Annotated in this window: 18 protein-coding genes and 1 tRNA gene; 11 read left to right on the plus strand and 8 right to left on the minus strand. The window is 60.3% G+C overall.

The window, feature by feature from the left end:
• The first annotated feature begins 80 nt into the window (after nucleotides 1-80).
• The 6 genes from BW974_RS03360 to BW974_RS03385 all read left to right on the plus strand — a co-directional run bounded on the left by BW974_RS03360 (nucleotide 81) and on the right by BW974_RS03385 (nucleotide 4985).
• On the plus strand, nucleotides 81-905 hold the full coding sequence (locus tag BW974_RS03360; RefSeq protein ID WP_076427961.1) for a GNAT family N-acetyltransferase: 825 nt from the start codon (nucleotides 81-83) through the stop codon (nucleotides 903-905).
• Between the two features lie 58 nt (nucleotides 906-963).
• Nucleotides 964-1899, plus strand: coding sequence for a DUF4129 domain-containing protein (locus tag BW974_RS03365; RefSeq protein ID WP_076427963.1), 936 nt, complete (start codon nucleotides 964-966; stop codon nucleotides 1897-1899).
• Nucleotides 1896-2465 carry a DUF7269 family protein gene (locus tag BW974_RS03370; RefSeq protein WP_076427965.1) on the plus strand — a complete coding sequence of 190 codons (570 nt, stop codon included), beginning with the start codon at nucleotides 1896-1898 and terminating at the stop codon, nucleotides 2463-2465. The genes BW974_RS03365 and BW974_RS03370 overlap by 4 nt, the downstream gene beginning before the upstream one ends.
• The gene (locus tag BW974_RS03375; RefSeq protein ID WP_076427967.1) at nucleotides 2462-3733 is read left to right on the plus strand and encodes a DUF58 domain-containing protein; all 1272 of its coding nucleotides are present in this window, start codon (nucleotides 2462-2464) and stop codon (nucleotides 3731-3733) included. The genes BW974_RS03370 and BW974_RS03375 overlap by 4 nt, the downstream gene beginning before the upstream one ends.
• Nucleotides 3730-4359, plus strand: coding sequence for a DUF7519 family protein (locus BW974_RS03380; RefSeq protein WP_245799887.1), 630 nt, complete (start codon nucleotides 3730-3732; stop codon nucleotides 4357-4359). Before BW974_RS03375 ends, BW974_RS03380 begins: the two co-directional genes overlap by 4 nt.
• A gap of 71 nt (nucleotides 4360-4430) precedes the next feature.
• Entirely contained in the window at nucleotides 4431-4985 is a 555-nt protein-coding gene (locus tag BW974_RS03385; protein ID WP_076427968.1) for a GNAT family N-acetyltransferase, read from the plus strand.
• A 35-nt stretch (nucleotides 4986-5020) separates the two neighbouring features.
• Here the strand turns inward: BW974_RS03385 and BW974_RS03390 are convergent, their stop codons facing one another.
• Entirely contained in the window at nucleotides 5021-5971 is a 951-nt protein-coding gene (locus tag BW974_RS03390; protein WP_076427970.1) for an AAA family ATPase, read from the minus strand.
• A gap of 102 nt (nucleotides 5972-6073) precedes the next feature.
• Here BW974_RS03390 and BW974_RS03395 point away from each other — a divergent pair.
• Nucleotides 6074-6158 (plus strand) — tRNA-Ser (locus tag BW974_RS03395).
• Between the two features lie 360 nt (nucleotides 6159-6518).
• Here the strand turns inward: BW974_RS03395 and BW974_RS03400 are convergent.
• Entirely contained in the window at nucleotides 6519-6917 is a 399-nt protein-coding gene (locus tag BW974_RS03400) for a hypothetical protein (RefSeq protein ID WP_076427972.1), read from the minus strand.
• A gap of 158 nt (nucleotides 6918-7075) precedes the next feature.
• Here BW974_RS03400 and BW974_RS03405 point away from each other — a divergent pair, with 158 nt between their 5' ends.
• Together BW974_RS03405 and BW974_RS03410 are read left to right on the plus strand one after the other, a co-directional pair.
• Nucleotides 7076-8131 carry a S66 family peptidase gene (locus tag BW974_RS03405; protein WP_076427975.1) on the plus strand — a complete coding sequence of 352 codons (1056 nt, stop codon included), beginning with the start codon at nucleotides 7076-7078 and terminating at the stop codon, nucleotides 8129-8131.
• A 39-nt stretch (nucleotides 8132-8170) separates the two neighbouring features.
• Nucleotides 8171-8599 (plus strand): CopG family ribbon-helix-helix protein, encoded by a 429-nt coding sequence (locus BW974_RS03410; RefSeq protein WP_076427976.1) that lies wholly within the window; start codon nucleotides 8171-8173, stop codon nucleotides 8597-8599.
• A gap of 19 nt (nucleotides 8600-8618) precedes the next feature.
• On the opposite strand, the gene BW974_RS03415 is transcribed toward BW974_RS03410, so the two are convergent.
• Nucleotides 8619-8966 (minus strand): DUF192 domain-containing protein, encoded by a 348-nt coding sequence (locus tag BW974_RS03415; RefSeq protein ID WP_076427979.1) that lies wholly within the window; start codon nucleotides 8964-8966, stop codon nucleotides 8619-8621.
• A 61-nt stretch (nucleotides 8967-9027) separates the two neighbouring features.
• Between BW974_RS03415 and BW974_RS03420 the strand changes: the two genes are divergently transcribed.
• Complete coding sequence (locus BW974_RS03420) at nucleotides 9028-9579, plus strand: DUF7097 family protein (RefSeq protein WP_076427982.1); 552 nt, start codon at nucleotides 9028-9030, stop codon at nucleotides 9577-9579.
• Between the two features lie 78 nt (nucleotides 9580-9657).
• Here the strand turns inward: BW974_RS03420 and BW974_RS03425 are convergent, their stop codons facing one another.
• Both BW974_RS03425 and BW974_RS03430 read right to left on the minus strand, forming a co-directional pair.
• Nucleotides 9658-10884, minus strand: a complete 1227-nt coding sequence (locus BW974_RS03425) for a cation:proton antiporter (RefSeq protein WP_076427984.1) — start codon at nucleotides 10882-10884, stop codon at nucleotides 9658-9660.
• 313 nt (nucleotides 10885-11197) lie between these two features.
• A complete protein-coding gene (locus BW974_RS03430; protein WP_076427986.1) occupies nucleotides 11198-11767 on the minus strand; it encodes a hypothetical protein in 570 nt (189 codons plus the stop codon).
• A 145-nt stretch (nucleotides 11768-11912) separates the two neighbouring features.
• Here BW974_RS03430 and BW974_RS03435 point away from each other — a divergent pair, with 145 nt between their 5' ends.
• On the plus strand, nucleotides 11913-13304 hold the full coding sequence (locus BW974_RS03435; RefSeq protein ID WP_076427989.1) for an NAD-dependent succinate-semialdehyde dehydrogenase: 1392 nt from the start codon (nucleotides 11913-11915) through the stop codon (nucleotides 13302-13304).
• Here BW974_RS03435 and BW974_RS03440 read toward each other — a convergent pair whose 3' ends face one another.
• From BW974_RS03440 to BW974_RS25350, 3 genes are all read right to left on the minus strand, one after another.
• Entirely contained in the window at nucleotides 13305-14114 is an 810-nt protein-coding gene (locus BW974_RS03440; protein ID WP_076427991.1) for an endonuclease III domain-containing protein, read from the minus strand.
• A 307-nt stretch (nucleotides 14115-14421) separates the two neighbouring features.
• Entirely contained in the window at nucleotides 14422-14838 is a 417-nt protein-coding gene (locus tag BW974_RS03445; RefSeq protein ID WP_076427992.1) for a DUF371 domain-containing protein, read from the minus strand.
• Between the two features lie 33 nt (nucleotides 14839-14871).
• Nucleotides 14872-15027, minus strand: coding sequence for a hypothetical protein (locus BW974_RS25350; RefSeq protein ID WP_162833877.1), 156 nt, complete (start codon nucleotides 15025-15027; stop codon nucleotides 14872-14874).
• Nucleotides 15028-15226: the final 199 nt, after the last annotated feature.

Raw genomic sequence — 15226 nt, forward strand, 5'->3', positions numbered from 1 at the left:
GTGGTCGTCTGAACGAACGCTCCGGGTGACGAACACCGCTTGCCCGCGGGCTTTTCAGCGACTATGACGAATCCCGACCGATGAACATCCGCGAACCAACTGCGACCGACACGAGGCGTGTCCGCGAACTAGTCGAGAGCGCGATGACGACATCCTACGCGCTTAGTCCACAGCAGATAGAGACACTCGCCGAAGCGAAATTCGGCGAAGAGCAGTTGACACGACGAATCGAAAGTTCGGGGACGGTTATCCGAGTCGCGGACAGTGAGGAGTGGGACACGATAGTCGGTGTCGTCGTCGCCGAACGCGAGGACGAAACGGGCGAAGTACGGTGGCTGTTCGTTGACCCGGAGCATCGGGGAGGAGAAATCGGTCGAAAACTGTTCGAAACCGCCACCGAAACGTTGCGCGAGCTGGGTGCAAGACGACTGCGAGCGACGGCGCTCGAAAGCAACACCGAGGGTCACCAGTTCTTCGAGCGATTCGGCTTCGAGGAGACGGAGCGTCGACGAGTAGAGGTCGGTGACGAATCGCTCGTCGAGTACGTGTACGAAGAGCCATCGTCGGCGGGCGAACGGACGGTGGACTCGGAGGAAGCGGACGAGGGCACCGATGCTGCTGCAGATGATGACTTTCCGAACACGGAATCGGTGGACGGTGAAACGACCGTCCCAACAGACGACGGGCGGGTGTATCTCGACCTTGACGCAGAGCAATCCGGAACCGAGGGCGCGTTCTTCACCGTCTACACAGACGAAACGCACGAAGAGCAGTTCGGCTACTACTGTCGCAACTGTGGGTCGCTAAACGTCTCGATGGATACCGTCGAACGAATCGAGTGCAACGAATGTGGCAACACCCACGCATCGCGGTCAACCGAGGAGTACGACGACTCGTACCTTTAGCGGACACTAACGACAAGAAGACAGAAAGCCTAAGTTTTCAATCCCGCTACTTGCTATCGTGGACTCTGACACCGCCCGTCCCCTCGTTGTCGCCCTCCTCTGCGTGCTCGCTATCGCCCTCGCCGCCGCAACGCTGAACACCGCCGTCACGACCGACGGCGGAGGTGGTGGCATCGGCTTCGGCACCGGTTCTAGTTTCGGTTCCGAGGACGCCGAGAACTCACCCAGCAGAAACGGGACGGAACGGGGCGGACTTTCCACGCCGTTCGAGTTCCCGTGCTATCCGGTTCTCAGCTCTCCCGCCGCGATAGCACTTATTCTCGGACTCTTCTTCCTCGCCGTGGGAATCGGCTACCGGCGACTGGGTGCTCTCGGAGCTATCGCCGTCGTTGGCCCCGTCGGTATTCCGCTGTTGCTTCTCCACGCCCTGCTGACTGCGTGTGAGGCGCCGACGTTCGACGGCCCCAGTTCCGCTTTGCCGAACAGTTCAAACAGCACTCTGCCGGGCGGCGGTTCCCTCGGGTCGGGTGACGGCGCGACGAGCATGCTAACACCGTCTGTGGCCTTGTTCGTCATCCTCGGAATCGCCCTTCTCGGCGCGCTCGTCCTCCTCGTGAAGAGTTCGAGCGGAACCGAACTGGAACCTCAATCAAGTGACGAAGCGCCCGACGAAGAGGACATCGCGGCGGTCGGACGCGCGGCGGGCGATGCGGCGGACAGAATCGAATCCGACGCGAGCGTGGAGAACGAAGTGTACCGCACGTGGCGCGAGATGACGACGCACCTCGACGTTTCCGACCCGAAATCGAGCACGCCAGGTGAGTTCGCCGCGGCCGCGATGGATGCCGGAATCGCCCGCGAGGACGTGACCGAACTGACGAACATCTTCGAGGAGGTGCGATACGGCGGCGAGGATGCGACCGGCGAACGCGAAACGCGGGCCGTGGCTGCGCTTCGCCGAATCGAGCGAACCTACGCGGAGGACGACGAATGAAAGACAGACCGCTGATAACCGTCGTCGGCATCCTCGCGATCGGCGGGGGACTCGCAGTCGTGTTCGCTCCGGAACTCGCAGGATACCTTTCGACGGGTGCGATTTTCGTGAAACTCGTGGGCGTGCTGACGCTCGTTCAAGGATTGCGCGTCGTCCAAGCGAGACGACACCGCGATCTTTTGCAGGCCAAAACCGGCGACCCGGAGACGAACGTGACGCTTCCTACCCCGGGAACCGAGTTCGACGAGCGACTTCTGCAAGTTCATTCCGGGCCGCGGAAAGAGCGGTTCCGCGCGCGGAAAAAGCTCAGGGCCACCCTCGAAACCTCGCTCGTCGAAGCAATCGTTCAGCGTGAAGGCTGTTCGAAAGACGAGGCGCGGACGCAGTTGGAAACCGGCGAGTGGACGGACGACGCCGAGGCGGCGGCCTTCCTCGGCGGGCCATCCGCACCGCGTCGGTCGTGGCGCGAGTGGGTTCGTCAGTCGTTCGGCGGGCAGACATCGTTCCAGCGTCGAGCGCGTCGAACCGCCGACGCGGTGACCGAATACGTGGAGGAAACCAGATGACTGTTCGAGAGACGAACCGCTGGTACGGCGTGAGCGCAATCGCGCTGCTCGCCGCCGCGGTGGGGACGATTTTCGGCAGTCCGGAGACGCTTCTCGCGGGCGTCATCGGCGTCGCGTTCGCGGCGTACGCGCGAACCGCGACGCCGCCGGAGACGACCCTCGATTTGGCGCGAACCGTCAGCGACCCCGAACCGCAACCCGGCGACGAAATTCAAATCGAGGTGGAAATCGAAAATACGGGGGAGAACACTCTCCCCGACATCAGAGTCATCGACGGCGTACCGGACGGACTGCGCGTAACTGCGGGGTCGCCTCGCCTCGGCACCGCACTCCGTCCCGGCAAGAAGGCAGTGTTTTCCTACACCGTCGAATCGGTTCGCGGCGAACACACGTTTGCCCTGGCACAGGTGTTGGTGCGCGATTTCAGCGGCGCGGTCGAACACGAGTTCGAACTCGAAGACGTTACGACGATTACCTGTACGCCGCAGTTCGCAACCACGGCCGAGGACGTGCCCCTCCGCGAGCAGACGATCCGGCATACAGGCCGGATTGCAACCCGCGAGGGCGGAACCGGCGTCGAGTTCTTCGCTACACGGGAATATCGCCCCGGTGACCCGCTTTCGCGCATCGATTGGAAGCGAAAGGCACGAACCGGCGAACTGACGACGGTCGAATTTCGAGAAGAGCAGACTGCGACAGTCGTCCTGCTCGTGGACGTTCGCGCAGACGCCTATCTGACGCACGATTCCGACGACCCCGGTGCGGTCGAACATTCCGTTCGCGCCGTCGGCGACGCGTTCAGCGCCCTGCTCGACAACGGCGACCGGGTCGGAATCGCGGCCTTCGGCCCGGAAGAACTGTGGCTGTCGCCGGGAACCGGCGAGTACCATCGAGCGGAGGCGCGGGAACTGCTCTCGCACGCGGAAGCCTTCTCACGGAAACCGCCCGAGGGGTCGTTCTACTCCACGCTGAAACTGCGATGGCTGAGACGACGACTCCCCTCGGACGCACAGGTGGTGTTTTTCTCGCCGCTCTGTGACTCCTTCGCGCTGGAGATTCCCCGGCGACTCGACGCCATGGGTCACGCCATGACCGTCATCAGTCCCGACCCGACGAGCGACGGAACGACCGGCCAGCGACTCGCGTGGGCCGAGCGCCAGCATCGACTCCAGTCGCTCCGGGCGAGTGGTATCCGAGTGGTGGACTGGAACACGGACGACTCGCTCGGGATTACGATGGCCCGGGCGAACCGGAGGTGGCGACGATGAGCGAGACGGAGTCGAAGACGGTCGAACAGGAGAATGCGGAAACTGACTCGGCGGTGGAGCGTGAGACGAAGTCGAACGCGACCGACGCAACCACCGAAACGGATGCAGAAACCGAACCGAAGCCCCAAACTGCGGAAATCGACCGCTCGCCCGCCCGCGTGAGCCAACTGCTCGCCATCATCGCGGCGTCGGTCGCCCTCGGAACGAGCGCATTCTTCGGCAACGTCGGTTTGGTCGGCGGTGCGCTCGGTCTCGTGCTGGTCGCACTCGGCGTCGTTCGCGGGTCGCGCAGGCTCGTTACGTCCGGAAGTTTCGCCCTTCTCGCCGGGGTGCTTTCGGGAGGGTTAGCCGCGGCACCGCCCGAACTCATGATTCCCGGCACGATGGCCACCGTGCTGGCGTGGGATTTCGGCGAACAGGCCATCAACGTCGGCGAGCAGTTAGGTCGGGAGGCGGACACCCAAACCCTCGAAATCATGCACGCCGCGGCGAGCACCGTAATTGCGATTTCGGCGGGCGGCGTCGGCTACGGGATGTATTTGCTCGGAAGCGGCGGGCAACCGATGACCGCGCTCGTCTTCCTGCTGATTGCGGCGCTGGCGCTTACCTCGGCACTGCGGGCGTAATCGTCGTCCGCCACTGCCGGTCTCTATTCATCGCAGAAAACATTTATTGCGGTCATACGAACAGCGGTATCATGCCCGGAGCAGCCACTCAAAGCAGCGACCGAATCACGCTCAGAACGGTCGAGAAAGAGGACGTTCAGTTCGTCCAGCGCGCAATGGCGAATTCCGAACTCCGGTATCCGATTGGCAATCGCCTGGTGAACCAAACGCAACTCGAAGAGCACATCGAAAACGACGATTCCGACCGATTTCTGATTTGTCTGGAGGAAGGGGAAGCGAGTCCAGAGCAACCCAATGAGGCCGACGTAACGCGGATTGGTGAAGTGACGGTAATGGATGCCGAGTGGAAACGTCCCGAACTCGGCTACTGGCTCGTTCCGGAGGTTCACGGTCACGGCTACGGCAAAGAGGCCGTTTCGATGGTCATCGACTACACGTTTCGGCAGTACGATACGCCTGCCATCGGCGCGGAGGCCTACGATTTCAACGACGCCTCTCGCGGTCTGCTGGAGTCGCTCGGATTCTCCGAGGAAGGTTGCCGCAGAAAATTCATGTTCATCGACGGAGAACACCGCGATATGGTTCAGTACGGACTTCTCCGGGATGATTGGTGCGAAGAAAAATAAGCGACCGTTCTATTTCATTCGACCGTCGAACTTCCTCACTCCACCGTCGGCACCGGAACGCTGTCCAGCACCGACTCCACGATTTCGTCCTTTCGCACGTTGTTCACCTTCGCGTCGGGCGTGAGGACGACACGGTGGGCGAGGACTGGATAGGCGACTCGCTTCACGTCGTCGGGGGTGACGAACTCCCGACCCTGCATGGCGGCGCGAGCGCGGGTCGCTTCGAAGAGGCGCTGGGTACCACGCGGCGAAACGCCGACTTCGACCCGGCGGTCGTCGCGGGTTTCGCGGGCGATGCTGGCCATGTACTCGATGAGGTCTTCTTCGACCCGAACCGTTTCGGGCACCGACTGGAAGTCGGTGACGAGTTGGTTGTTGAGCACAGTTTCGACGCTCGGACTCTGACTGTGGCGACTCGCACGCCGACGGAGGAGTTCGATTTCGCCGTCCTTGTCCGGGTAGCCGAGGCTGGTTTTGACCGCGAATCGGTCAACCTGCGCCTCGGGGAGCGGGAACGTACCTTCCTGCTCGACGGGGTTCTGCGTGGCGATGACGAAGAACGGTTTCGGGAGTTCGCGGGTGTCGCCGTCCACGGTCACCTGTCGTTCCTCCATCGCTTCGAGGAGTGCGGCCTGCGTCTTTGGCGGCGCGCGGTTGATTTCGTCCGCGAGAACGACGTTGGCGAAGATGGGGCCTTCGTTGAACTCGAACTCGCGGTCTTGCTCGTTGAAGACGTGAGTGCCCGTCACGTCCGCCGGGAGGAGGTCGGGGGTGAACTGCACGCGGCTAAAGGAGAGGCCGAGGGCGGAAGCGAAACTCCGGGCGGTGAGGGTCTTTCCGGTTCCGGGTACGTCTTCGAGCAGAACGTGACCCTGTGCCATCACGCCGAGGAGAACCGTTTCGAGGAACTCACGGTCGGCGATGACGGCGGTTCCAATCGCGTCGAGGACGGAATCGCTTTGCGCGTTCGCGTCTGTAACGTCCATGAAATATCCCGCGACGGCCAGTGATTTTAATGTGGTGGTCAGTAGCGTTTGGATTCGATAAATCGAAACCCATAAAGGCGATAGCGCGGTAGTGTGAGATGAGCCGAGATAGCCTAGCCCGGCCAAGGCGGCAGATTCGAAATCTGCTGTCCTCACGGACACGGGAGTTCAAATCTCCCTCTCGGCGTCATTCTCCGAGCGCAAAACGGCGAGAGGCATTCATGCCTCTCGCCACCACGACTGAGAGAACGCACAGGGAATTTGAACGACGGAAGAGGCAGTCTTGCCGGAGGCAAGGAAGCGTCTTCAGGTAGTTCAAATCTCCCTCTCGGCGCTTTTCCACACACAACTTGACCAGTCGAGACTTTGCGAACGGAGGTGAGCAAATGTCGAGATACGTCGCTGTGTTTGGAAAATAGTTGAGGAATTAGTGGTGGCAGGCTACTGAAGAAGTCACGACTCCAAACACCGCAACCGCACCTCGTCCTCTCCAGCCTCCTCGCGCGAGTCGTTTCACTCCCGCGCGCCGAACGTAATTCCCTCAAATTCAGAACAGCAGCAGGAAGTTATGGACTCCGAGAAGGCCGTACCACGCGCCTGCGGCGAGATAGGTCGTGGTTCGGAATGCGGCGGGATAGCCGTCGGGCGTCCAGTCGTCGGGGAGCAGTCGTTTGATGATCAAACCGCTTTCGGCGAGAATCGCCACGCCGACGACGGCGAGGATGAGCGTGATGAGCGACCCCTCGACTCGTCCGAACGTCTCCATCAGCGTCCGTGTGAGCCAGACGGATTCGAACACGTCGTCGCGGAGATGGAGGACTGTGACGGTGCTCACGGCGTCGAGCGTCTTCCCGGCGATGAGTGCCGCCAGCAACCACGCTCGCTTCGGGGCGTGGGTTGCCCACCCATCGGCAGTCCCATATCCTCCCACGGAGCGGTTTGACATGGATTTACTAACGATAGAATCCGACTTTGTTATGGCACAGTTAAGCACGGAATAGGCCGACACTGCGGACTGAATCCCTGATTAACAGATAGTTAGGAGGGAGAAATGCCCAGCGCCGGGAGGGAAACTACTTGTTTGTTCTTACGAATGTATCTCAAATGAGCGATTGTATCCTCCCGCCAGCGCTCGAATCGGGTGACGACGTCGCTATCGTCGCCCCCGGAACCAGCCACGCGAGCCTGTTTCCGCACGTTTACGAACTCGGTTTGGAACGTCTGGAATCGGTGTTCGGGCTGAATCCGGTCGAATTTCCGACCGCGACGAAGTCGCCCGAATGGCTGTACGACCACCCTGAAGCGCGGGCGCAGGACGTGATGGACGCCTTTGCGGACCCTGACATCGCGGGCGTCATTGCCGTCATCGGTGGGGCCGACCAAGTGCGAATCCTGCCGCATCTCGACGCAGACGTCCTCCGCGAAAATCCGACGCGATTCTACGGCACGAGCGACAATACTAATCTTCAGACCGTGCTCTGGAACGAGGGCATCGTTTCCTTCTACGGCGGTAACCTGTTCACGGACTTCGCCATGCAGGGGTCGATGCACGACTACACCGTGGAGTATCTGCGCCGGGCGATGTTCGAGGAATCGTTCGGGGAACTCCGCCCCGCGGAACGATTTACCGACGAGGATTTGGACTGGGCCGACCCGGAGAACCTCGATAAACGACGCGAAATGGAATCCAATCCGGGATGGCAGTGGCGCGGGGGAGAGGAGTCGGTAACGGGGAGAACGTGGGGCGGCAGTTTGGAAGTCGTTGACATGCAATTATCAGTCAACCGCTACCTGCCCGACCCCGAAAAGCTGGATGGAGCCGTACTCCTGCTCGAAACCTCCGAGGAACTGCCGAGCGAGTTCGACGTGCGCTGGGTGCTGATGGGAATGGGTGAGCGTGGCCTCCTGTCTCGGGTTTCGGCGGTACTCGTCGGGCGGGCGAAAGCGCGGTCGATGGAGGTTGCGCGAACTCCCGACGAACGCGAGGCGTACCGCGAACGCCAGCGCGATGCAATCGCCGACCTTGTGGCCGAGTACAACCCGGATTCGCCGGTGGTCTTCGACCTCGATTTCGGTCACACAGCACCCGTCGCGCCGATTCCCGTCGGTGGAGAAGTTACGGTTGACCCCGAGCGCGAGCGAATCCAGTTCGAATACTGATAACAAGATTCTAATAGCGAATGGGGACTCAGTTAATACATGACCGTCGTCAGCGTCTCCATGCCGGACGAACTGCTCAAACGAATCGACCAGTTCGCGAACGAACACGGCTACACCGGGCGAAGCGAAGTCGTCCGAGAGGCCAGTCGAAACCTCCTCGGCGAGTTCGAAGACCGCAGACTCGAAGACCGCAAACTGATGGGTGTCGTCACGGTGATGTTCGACTACGAGACGACGAACGTGGAGGAGCGAATGATGCACCTCCGGCACGAACACGAAGGGTTGGTCGCGTCGAACTTCCACAACCACGTCGGCGACCACTACTGCATGGAACTGTTCGTTCTCGAAGGAATGCTCGAAGAGATTTCAGCCTTCGTCGGAAAGATTCGCGCGACGCAGGACACCCTTACCGTCGATTACTCCGTCACGCCCGTCGACGGATTCACGCCGTTACCCGACACGAACTGATTTAGAGTCGTCTTCTCGCTCACTCCGCCAACCGAACCGAATCGCCGATTTTCACGTCCGACGCGCTTCCCGCCGGTAGTTCGAACAGGGTATCCGCTCGAGCCTTCGCTAATCCAGTCCACGCCGAAAGCTGTTCGACCTGCTGGACTTCCCCGCTTTGCGTCCAAACAACGTCCAGCGGGAACGGGACGAACACCATGTGGACGTCCCGCGAGGCGACATCATCGAACCGGAACGCGAGGGCGTAATCGTCCGGAATCGACCGACGGAACATCAGCCCGCGGGCTTGGGAGAGAAACGAGTCCGCCGTCTCGACGTTTTCTGCGAGCGGTTGCGACTGACCATCGGATTCGTGTACGACACGCACGACTCTGATTGCTCAGGAAGGAAACAAAACGTTTGTGCGAAGGCGACGCCACGGTTCGACCATGGAGAAAACCCCGTCGGGAACCGCCGTGGGCGTGGACGACCCCTACGACCACGCCGGACTCTGCGACCATCTGACCGACGAGGGGCGGTGTCGATACGCGTTCGAGTACCCACAACACGACCCCGAATTTGCGGAAGAGCGCCGGGAAGAGGAGTTTGCCTGCCCTGTGGCGAACCCGGATGAAGACTGGAACTGGGGCGACTGCCCGCATTTTCGCTGTCGAAATCGGGAACGCCAGTGCATTCGCTGCGGACTCGAAGAGCGCCGAATGGCCCACTCCGACGAGCGACCGCTGTTGGAAGAACACCACCTCTCCTACGCAAGCGACGGCGAAACCTTGAGCCACGAAATCACTGTCTACCTCTGTCGGTGGTGCCACGCGAAAGTCCACAAATCGTGGGCGCGAATCGACGACGACGTGAATCCCGACCCAGAGGCGATAGCCGAAGCGGAAGGCCGCCGGAGCAAAGAACAGATGGAGACAGGATTCGAATCCGCCGCGAATCGCTACGACGTATCGGACGCCGAAGACGATAGCTCGGCGGAATGATCGAATAACGGACGAGCGTTCCGGTGACCGACCGCCAGTTTTGGCGGTCGGTCACTCCGCTGGAACCGGTTCACACGCCTACCCGTCCGATTGATTGGATTGTGCTGACTGCCCTGAGTTCCCCGACTGTGTTTCTTTTTTCGCCTCCGCGCGGTTGACCGCCCGCTTCAATAGCGAGGGCGTTAGAAGCACGGAAATGACGAAAACGACCAGATATGCGACGAAAATCCGGTTTCCGACGATTCCTTGCGAAACGCCGAGTGCGACGATTGCGATTCCGGATTCGGAGCGCGGAAGCAGTGCGAAGCCGAAAATCAGCGAATGCTCGCGCGGGCCGCCAGCGAGGAGATTGCCGACGTAGCCCGCGATGAAGTTCGAGAGCAAGCCGAGGACGGCGAAGACGACGACGAACGAGTTGAGCGTCAAATCGGCGAGGTTCATCCGCGCGCCGATGGCGACGAAGTAGAGCGGAATGAACACGCCGTAGGCGATGCCATAGATGTTCGACTGAAGGCTTTTCCCCTCGAGCCGTTTGTTCGTGGAGACGATGAGGCCGACGGAGAGCGCGCCGATGAAATAGGAGAGGTTCACCGCGTCGGAAGCGTAGCCGAACACGAACAGGAGGCCGAGGATGCCGATGAAATCCGCCTGGTCTACCTCGGACTTTGCGAGTAGGTTCGCAATTGGGTCGAGGAGAAACTTGTAGAAAATGCCGAGGCCGACGAAAAAGAGGGCGGCGAGGCCGAGCGCCGAAACCGTCGCGCTCGCTCCCCCGCCGACGAAAAACAGCGGAAGAATCGAGATACCGAGGAGGCCAATAACGTCGTCTACGGCCGACGCGCCGAGAATCCATCTGCCGTACTGAGTGTCGAGTTTATCGAGCGAGAGGAGGGTTCTGACGACGATTGAGACGGAAGTTACGGAGAGAATGAGGCCAAGGTAGAGGCTCGATTCGAGTCTGAAGCCGTATCCGGTTCCGATTGCGTAGCCGACGACGAAGGGAATGATGACACCCGAAAGGCCGATTATCAACACCGGTCGAAACGCCGCGAGCAGTTGTTTCAAACTGATTTGCTGGTAGCCAGCGTCGAAAAACAACAACAGGCCGCCGATGGTTGCGATGAGAATGAATGGGTTGTTCTGATTCGTATTGCTGATGAGCATCAGCACGGACGGGCCGAGCAGGATTCCCGCGACGATTTCGCCGAGAAATCCGGGTTCGCCGAGTCGTTCGAACACCTCGCTGAGAACCAGCGAGAGCAGGAGACTCGCCCCGATAACGAGGAACAGTTCGAGCGAGGACATCTACGACGCCCTCACGGTCAGTCTTCTGTCACGCTCGAATCTCATGTGGCGCAAAGTGTCGGCGACTGTCGTGATAAGTATGCGGCGCGTATGTTTGGAAACCAGCGATTGACCGGTCGAGAAATGGAAAACAGATGGTGTCAGCAGATGTCCGAACAGGAAGAGCAGGTCTTGCTCTCTGACGTACAGTGGCTGGCACAAGACGACGAGGTGCAGTAACTGACGCCGACACACCACCGCTGGCCGCCACCGTCCCACCACGCGTCACAGTCCGGTTGGCAGAAACACTGCGGCGTGATGTCGGAAGCCGTGTTCACCTCGGTAGCACCTGCTTCGACCGAGAATGCACGGGAGGAATCCCCGCCGGGACGGAGCGTCGCCGAAGATTCACCGAGTTCGGGAACAACACGACTTTGAGTTCGTGGTCGGGTACCTGCTTCGACACCTCGATTTTCGTCGTCGGCGTGCCGTCGTGGACGGTGCCGACGACGGCGATGCCCTCTTCCGCTTTGAGATACTCCCCGACAGCGAGTCGTTCGAGGTCTGTAAACTCCGCCGCGGAGGCAGTGTCGAGGTATCCCGATCGCGACAGCGTTTTCCGCAACTCGGTGGTTCCGCTGGCCAATGTCTTCGTCACCGTCGATTTCGAATCGTACTGTCTGACCGAGGCGACTGCGTGCTCTTCCGGTGTTCCGGAGAGCGCACTCGCTGCGCCCGAAAAGCCGAGAGAAGAGACCACCGCCGCGCCTGCAACGCCGACCGCCCGCTGTAAAACGCCCCGTCGCGTGTCTGTGACTGTCTCTCCGTGCCGTTTCGTTTCGTCTACGTTCGAAAGAACTGTTCGCCGATGAACGTCCGTTTCGTCGTTTTTGTCGTCCGTCATGTGTCTCTACACCATGACACAGTGTGCCACCCACATCTTTAATTTTAATTCATTCAAAAATTCTTAAATTTACTAGGATATCTCTCCTCCTCGGCCTCGCGTTTCCCGCCAAAGCGTACATGGGAATCGGCGGTGTTCACCGACTATGGAAAGTCTCAACCCGGCAACTGAAGAGGTAATCGAGACGTTCGACGCGGACGACGAGCGGTCCGTCGAGGAAAAACTGCAACAGGCACACGAAACCTACGAAGAGTGGAAACAACAACCCATCGAGGAACGCCAGCGACTCATCTCGAAGGCTGGCGAGGTTCTACGCGAGAACAAGCAGAAATACGCCGAGATAATGACGAAGGAGATGGGCAAACCCATCAGCAGTGCGGTTTCGGAGGTCGAAAAATGTGCGTGGGTCTGTGACTACTACGCCGAACACGCGGGCGAGTTCCTCCAAGACGAACGTATCGGCACGGAACCGGGCGTAGAAAGCTACATCTCCTACGAACCGCTCGGCCCGGTGCTCGCGGTGATGCCGTGGAACTTCCCGTTCTGGCAAGTGTTCCGGTTCGCCGCGCCGAATCTCACGGCGGGCAACGTCGGCCTGCTGAAACACGCCTCGAACGTCCCCCAATGTGCCCTCGCAATCCAAGAGGTATTCGAGGAAGCGGGCTACCCGGAGGGTGCGTTCACCACGCTTCTCGTCGGTTCCGACACCGTCGAAGACGTTATTTCGGACGACCGAATCGCGGCGACGACGCTCACTGGAAGCACGGGAGCAGGGCGGTCTATCGGCGAAAATGCGGGCAAGAACCTGAAAAACTCCGTCCTCGAACTGGGCGGGAGCGACCCGTTCGTCGTGCTCCCCGACGCGGACATCGAGGACGCCGCACAGACCGGGGCACAGGCCCGGTGTATCAACAACGGGCAGTCCTGTATCGCGGCGAAGCGATTCGTCGTCCACGACGACGTGTACGACGAGTTCATGGAGAAGTTCACCGAGGAGATGGAGTCGATGACCATCGGCGACCCGATGGACGAGGACACCGACATCGGCCCGCAGGCCCGTGAGGATTTGATGGAAGGCCTTCACGAACAGGTCGAAGACAGCATCGAAGCAGGTGCAAGTCTCGAACTCGGCGGCGAACCGCTCGACAGGGAGGGTGCGTACTACCCGCCGACGATTCTGACCGACGTGCCGGACGAAAGCCCTGCGGGCGAAGATGAAATGTTCGGCCCGGTCGCGTCGGTATTCAGAGTCTCGGACACCGAGGAGGCAATCGAGCGAGCCAACAAAATCCGATTCGGACTCGGTGCCAGCATCTGGACGCAGGACAAGACGCAGGCAAAGGAAGTCGCCCGCGAAATCGAGTCCGGAATGGTGTTCGTCAACGAACTCGTCAAATCCGACCCACGACTGCCCTTCGGCGGCGTCAAGGATTCGGGCTACGGGCGGGAACTCGCCCACCACGGGATTCACGAGTTCGTTAACGAGAAGACGATGTGGGTGACGGACGTTTCGGACACCGACGAAATGGTGGAGTAATCAGTCTGCGTCTGCCGGGTCAACCACTTCCGCACCCTCCACATCTACACCGACCTGTTCGCACAAATCCGCCATCGGACAGGCTTCAGGCCCGTCCAAACACGCAGGCTTGCGGGCGGAGCAATACTCACGTCCGAACTGAATACTGGCTGTGTGCCCGAACCCGCACTTTTCCGCGGGAACCTCGCGCTCTAACACTTCCCGCACTTCCTCGTGGTCTGCGTCCGCGGGCGCGATACCGAGTCGGCGATAGATTCGGTGGACGTGCGTATCGACGGGAAAGACGCCCGCCTGCCCGCCCGAAAACAGCAGGACGCAGTCCGCTGTTTTCGGCCCGACGCCGTTCATGTCGAGGAGCGCTTGCCGCACTTCGCTCGATTCTTCTTCTGTCACGAATCGGTCGAACGCCTTCGCACTGCCGTAGTTTGCCAGAACCTCCTCACCCGCTTCGATGAGCACGTCGGCTTTCTGGTTGTAGAGGCCCGCCGAGCGAATCGTATCTGCGAGTTCGGCGTGTTCTGCGTGGGCGAGGTTTTCCGCGAGGTCGGCGTCGTCCTCGGCGTATTTTTCCATCAGGTCGTCGTGGGCCGGTTGGCTGGCCACGTCGCTCGTGTTCTGACTCAAGATAGTTCTGACGAGGCAGGTGAAGGCGTCCTGTCCGCCGTAGGTTTTCTGCCAGTACAGTTCGCCGAGTCGGTCTACGACCTCCTCGGCGCGGGTGTCTGCCTCGCCGGGGTCGAAGGCGTCGGCGATGCCGCCACCCTCGGCACCCCCGCTGATGTTTTCTATCGGCTCTGGGTCGTCGCTCATTGGCAGAGGTTGGGACTGAATTTCCAATTAGGTTCCGGCGAACACTACCAGACAGTGATTTCGTTGTAGCTTCGTTGAACTTCAAATAGCAGTGCCGGACTGCTAGCTGTTTCCGGCTCCAATCATATTGCCACCGCTTGCTCGCGGTTTCACCGCTCACTTTCGAGATTTCTCCGAAACCTCGTATGCCTCGTCCTCCCCAGCCTCCTCGTTCACTGCGCTCACTCGTCCCTCGCGTGAGTCGTTTCACTCCCGCGCGCCACCGACTAAGCGCAGTCGAGAGCGCATCTATACTGACACAATCTTCTTACGAATCGACTGTCACCGTCACTGTAACATCCGCACCCTCCGCCAACGCCGAAATCAGTTCTCTATCGAAGCCTTCGGCGGCGAACTCGCATCCGAGAACGAAGGTTCGCTCGTCGACGTAGTCGCTGGTTCGACCGACCATGCTCCGGTCGCTGTCGAGTTCGAGGTCGGGATGACCGTGCCCAGTAACGGTTTCTTCGCGGCCGTCGGCTTCGATGGTCATGGTAATCGTGGCGTCTTCGTTTCGGCATGCCTCGACAAATTCTGGGTCGAAATCGGCGGGGGCACGGTCAGCCTCGATGGCGAGGATGCAGTCCCCGGCGGGCGTGAGAAAGTCGTCCGTGGTGATTTCGAAGGTACTCGCGTGTTCTGCGGTCACGTTCTCGTGCCCGCATGCGTGAATCACTTCTTTCATACTCCCCGCTTTCCGGGGGGGACTACTTCAGACTCATCCTTTCGTGACGGTGACTGTCACCGCGCCACAGTCGCATTCGTAGGCGTGGCGGGTTCCTGCGCTCGTCTCCATCGTGAGCATCAACTGGTGCTCGGCGAGGTCGCGGTCACATCCAGCCGCTTCGCACGCACATCGCAGGGTTTCAATCATACTCCACGGTTGGCGTGCTACCTACGTTAAATCGACCCGTGTCCGGAGTGAAAGTGAAAGTGTGGGGAAGAACCCTCTCATCGTCGGGTTTCGGCAATTATTGCGCTGAGTTTTCTCACAAGATGTCGATAATCACTTGCATATGCTACCTGTTATTTATATACCGCCGTTTCGGCGTGTGTCAACCGTTTCCACGGGG

The organism is Haladaptatus litoreus, assembly GCF_900156425.1.
GTDB classification, from domain to species: domain Archaea; phylum Halobacteriota; class Halobacteria; order Halobacteriales; family Haladaptataceae; genus Haladaptatus; species Haladaptatus litoreus.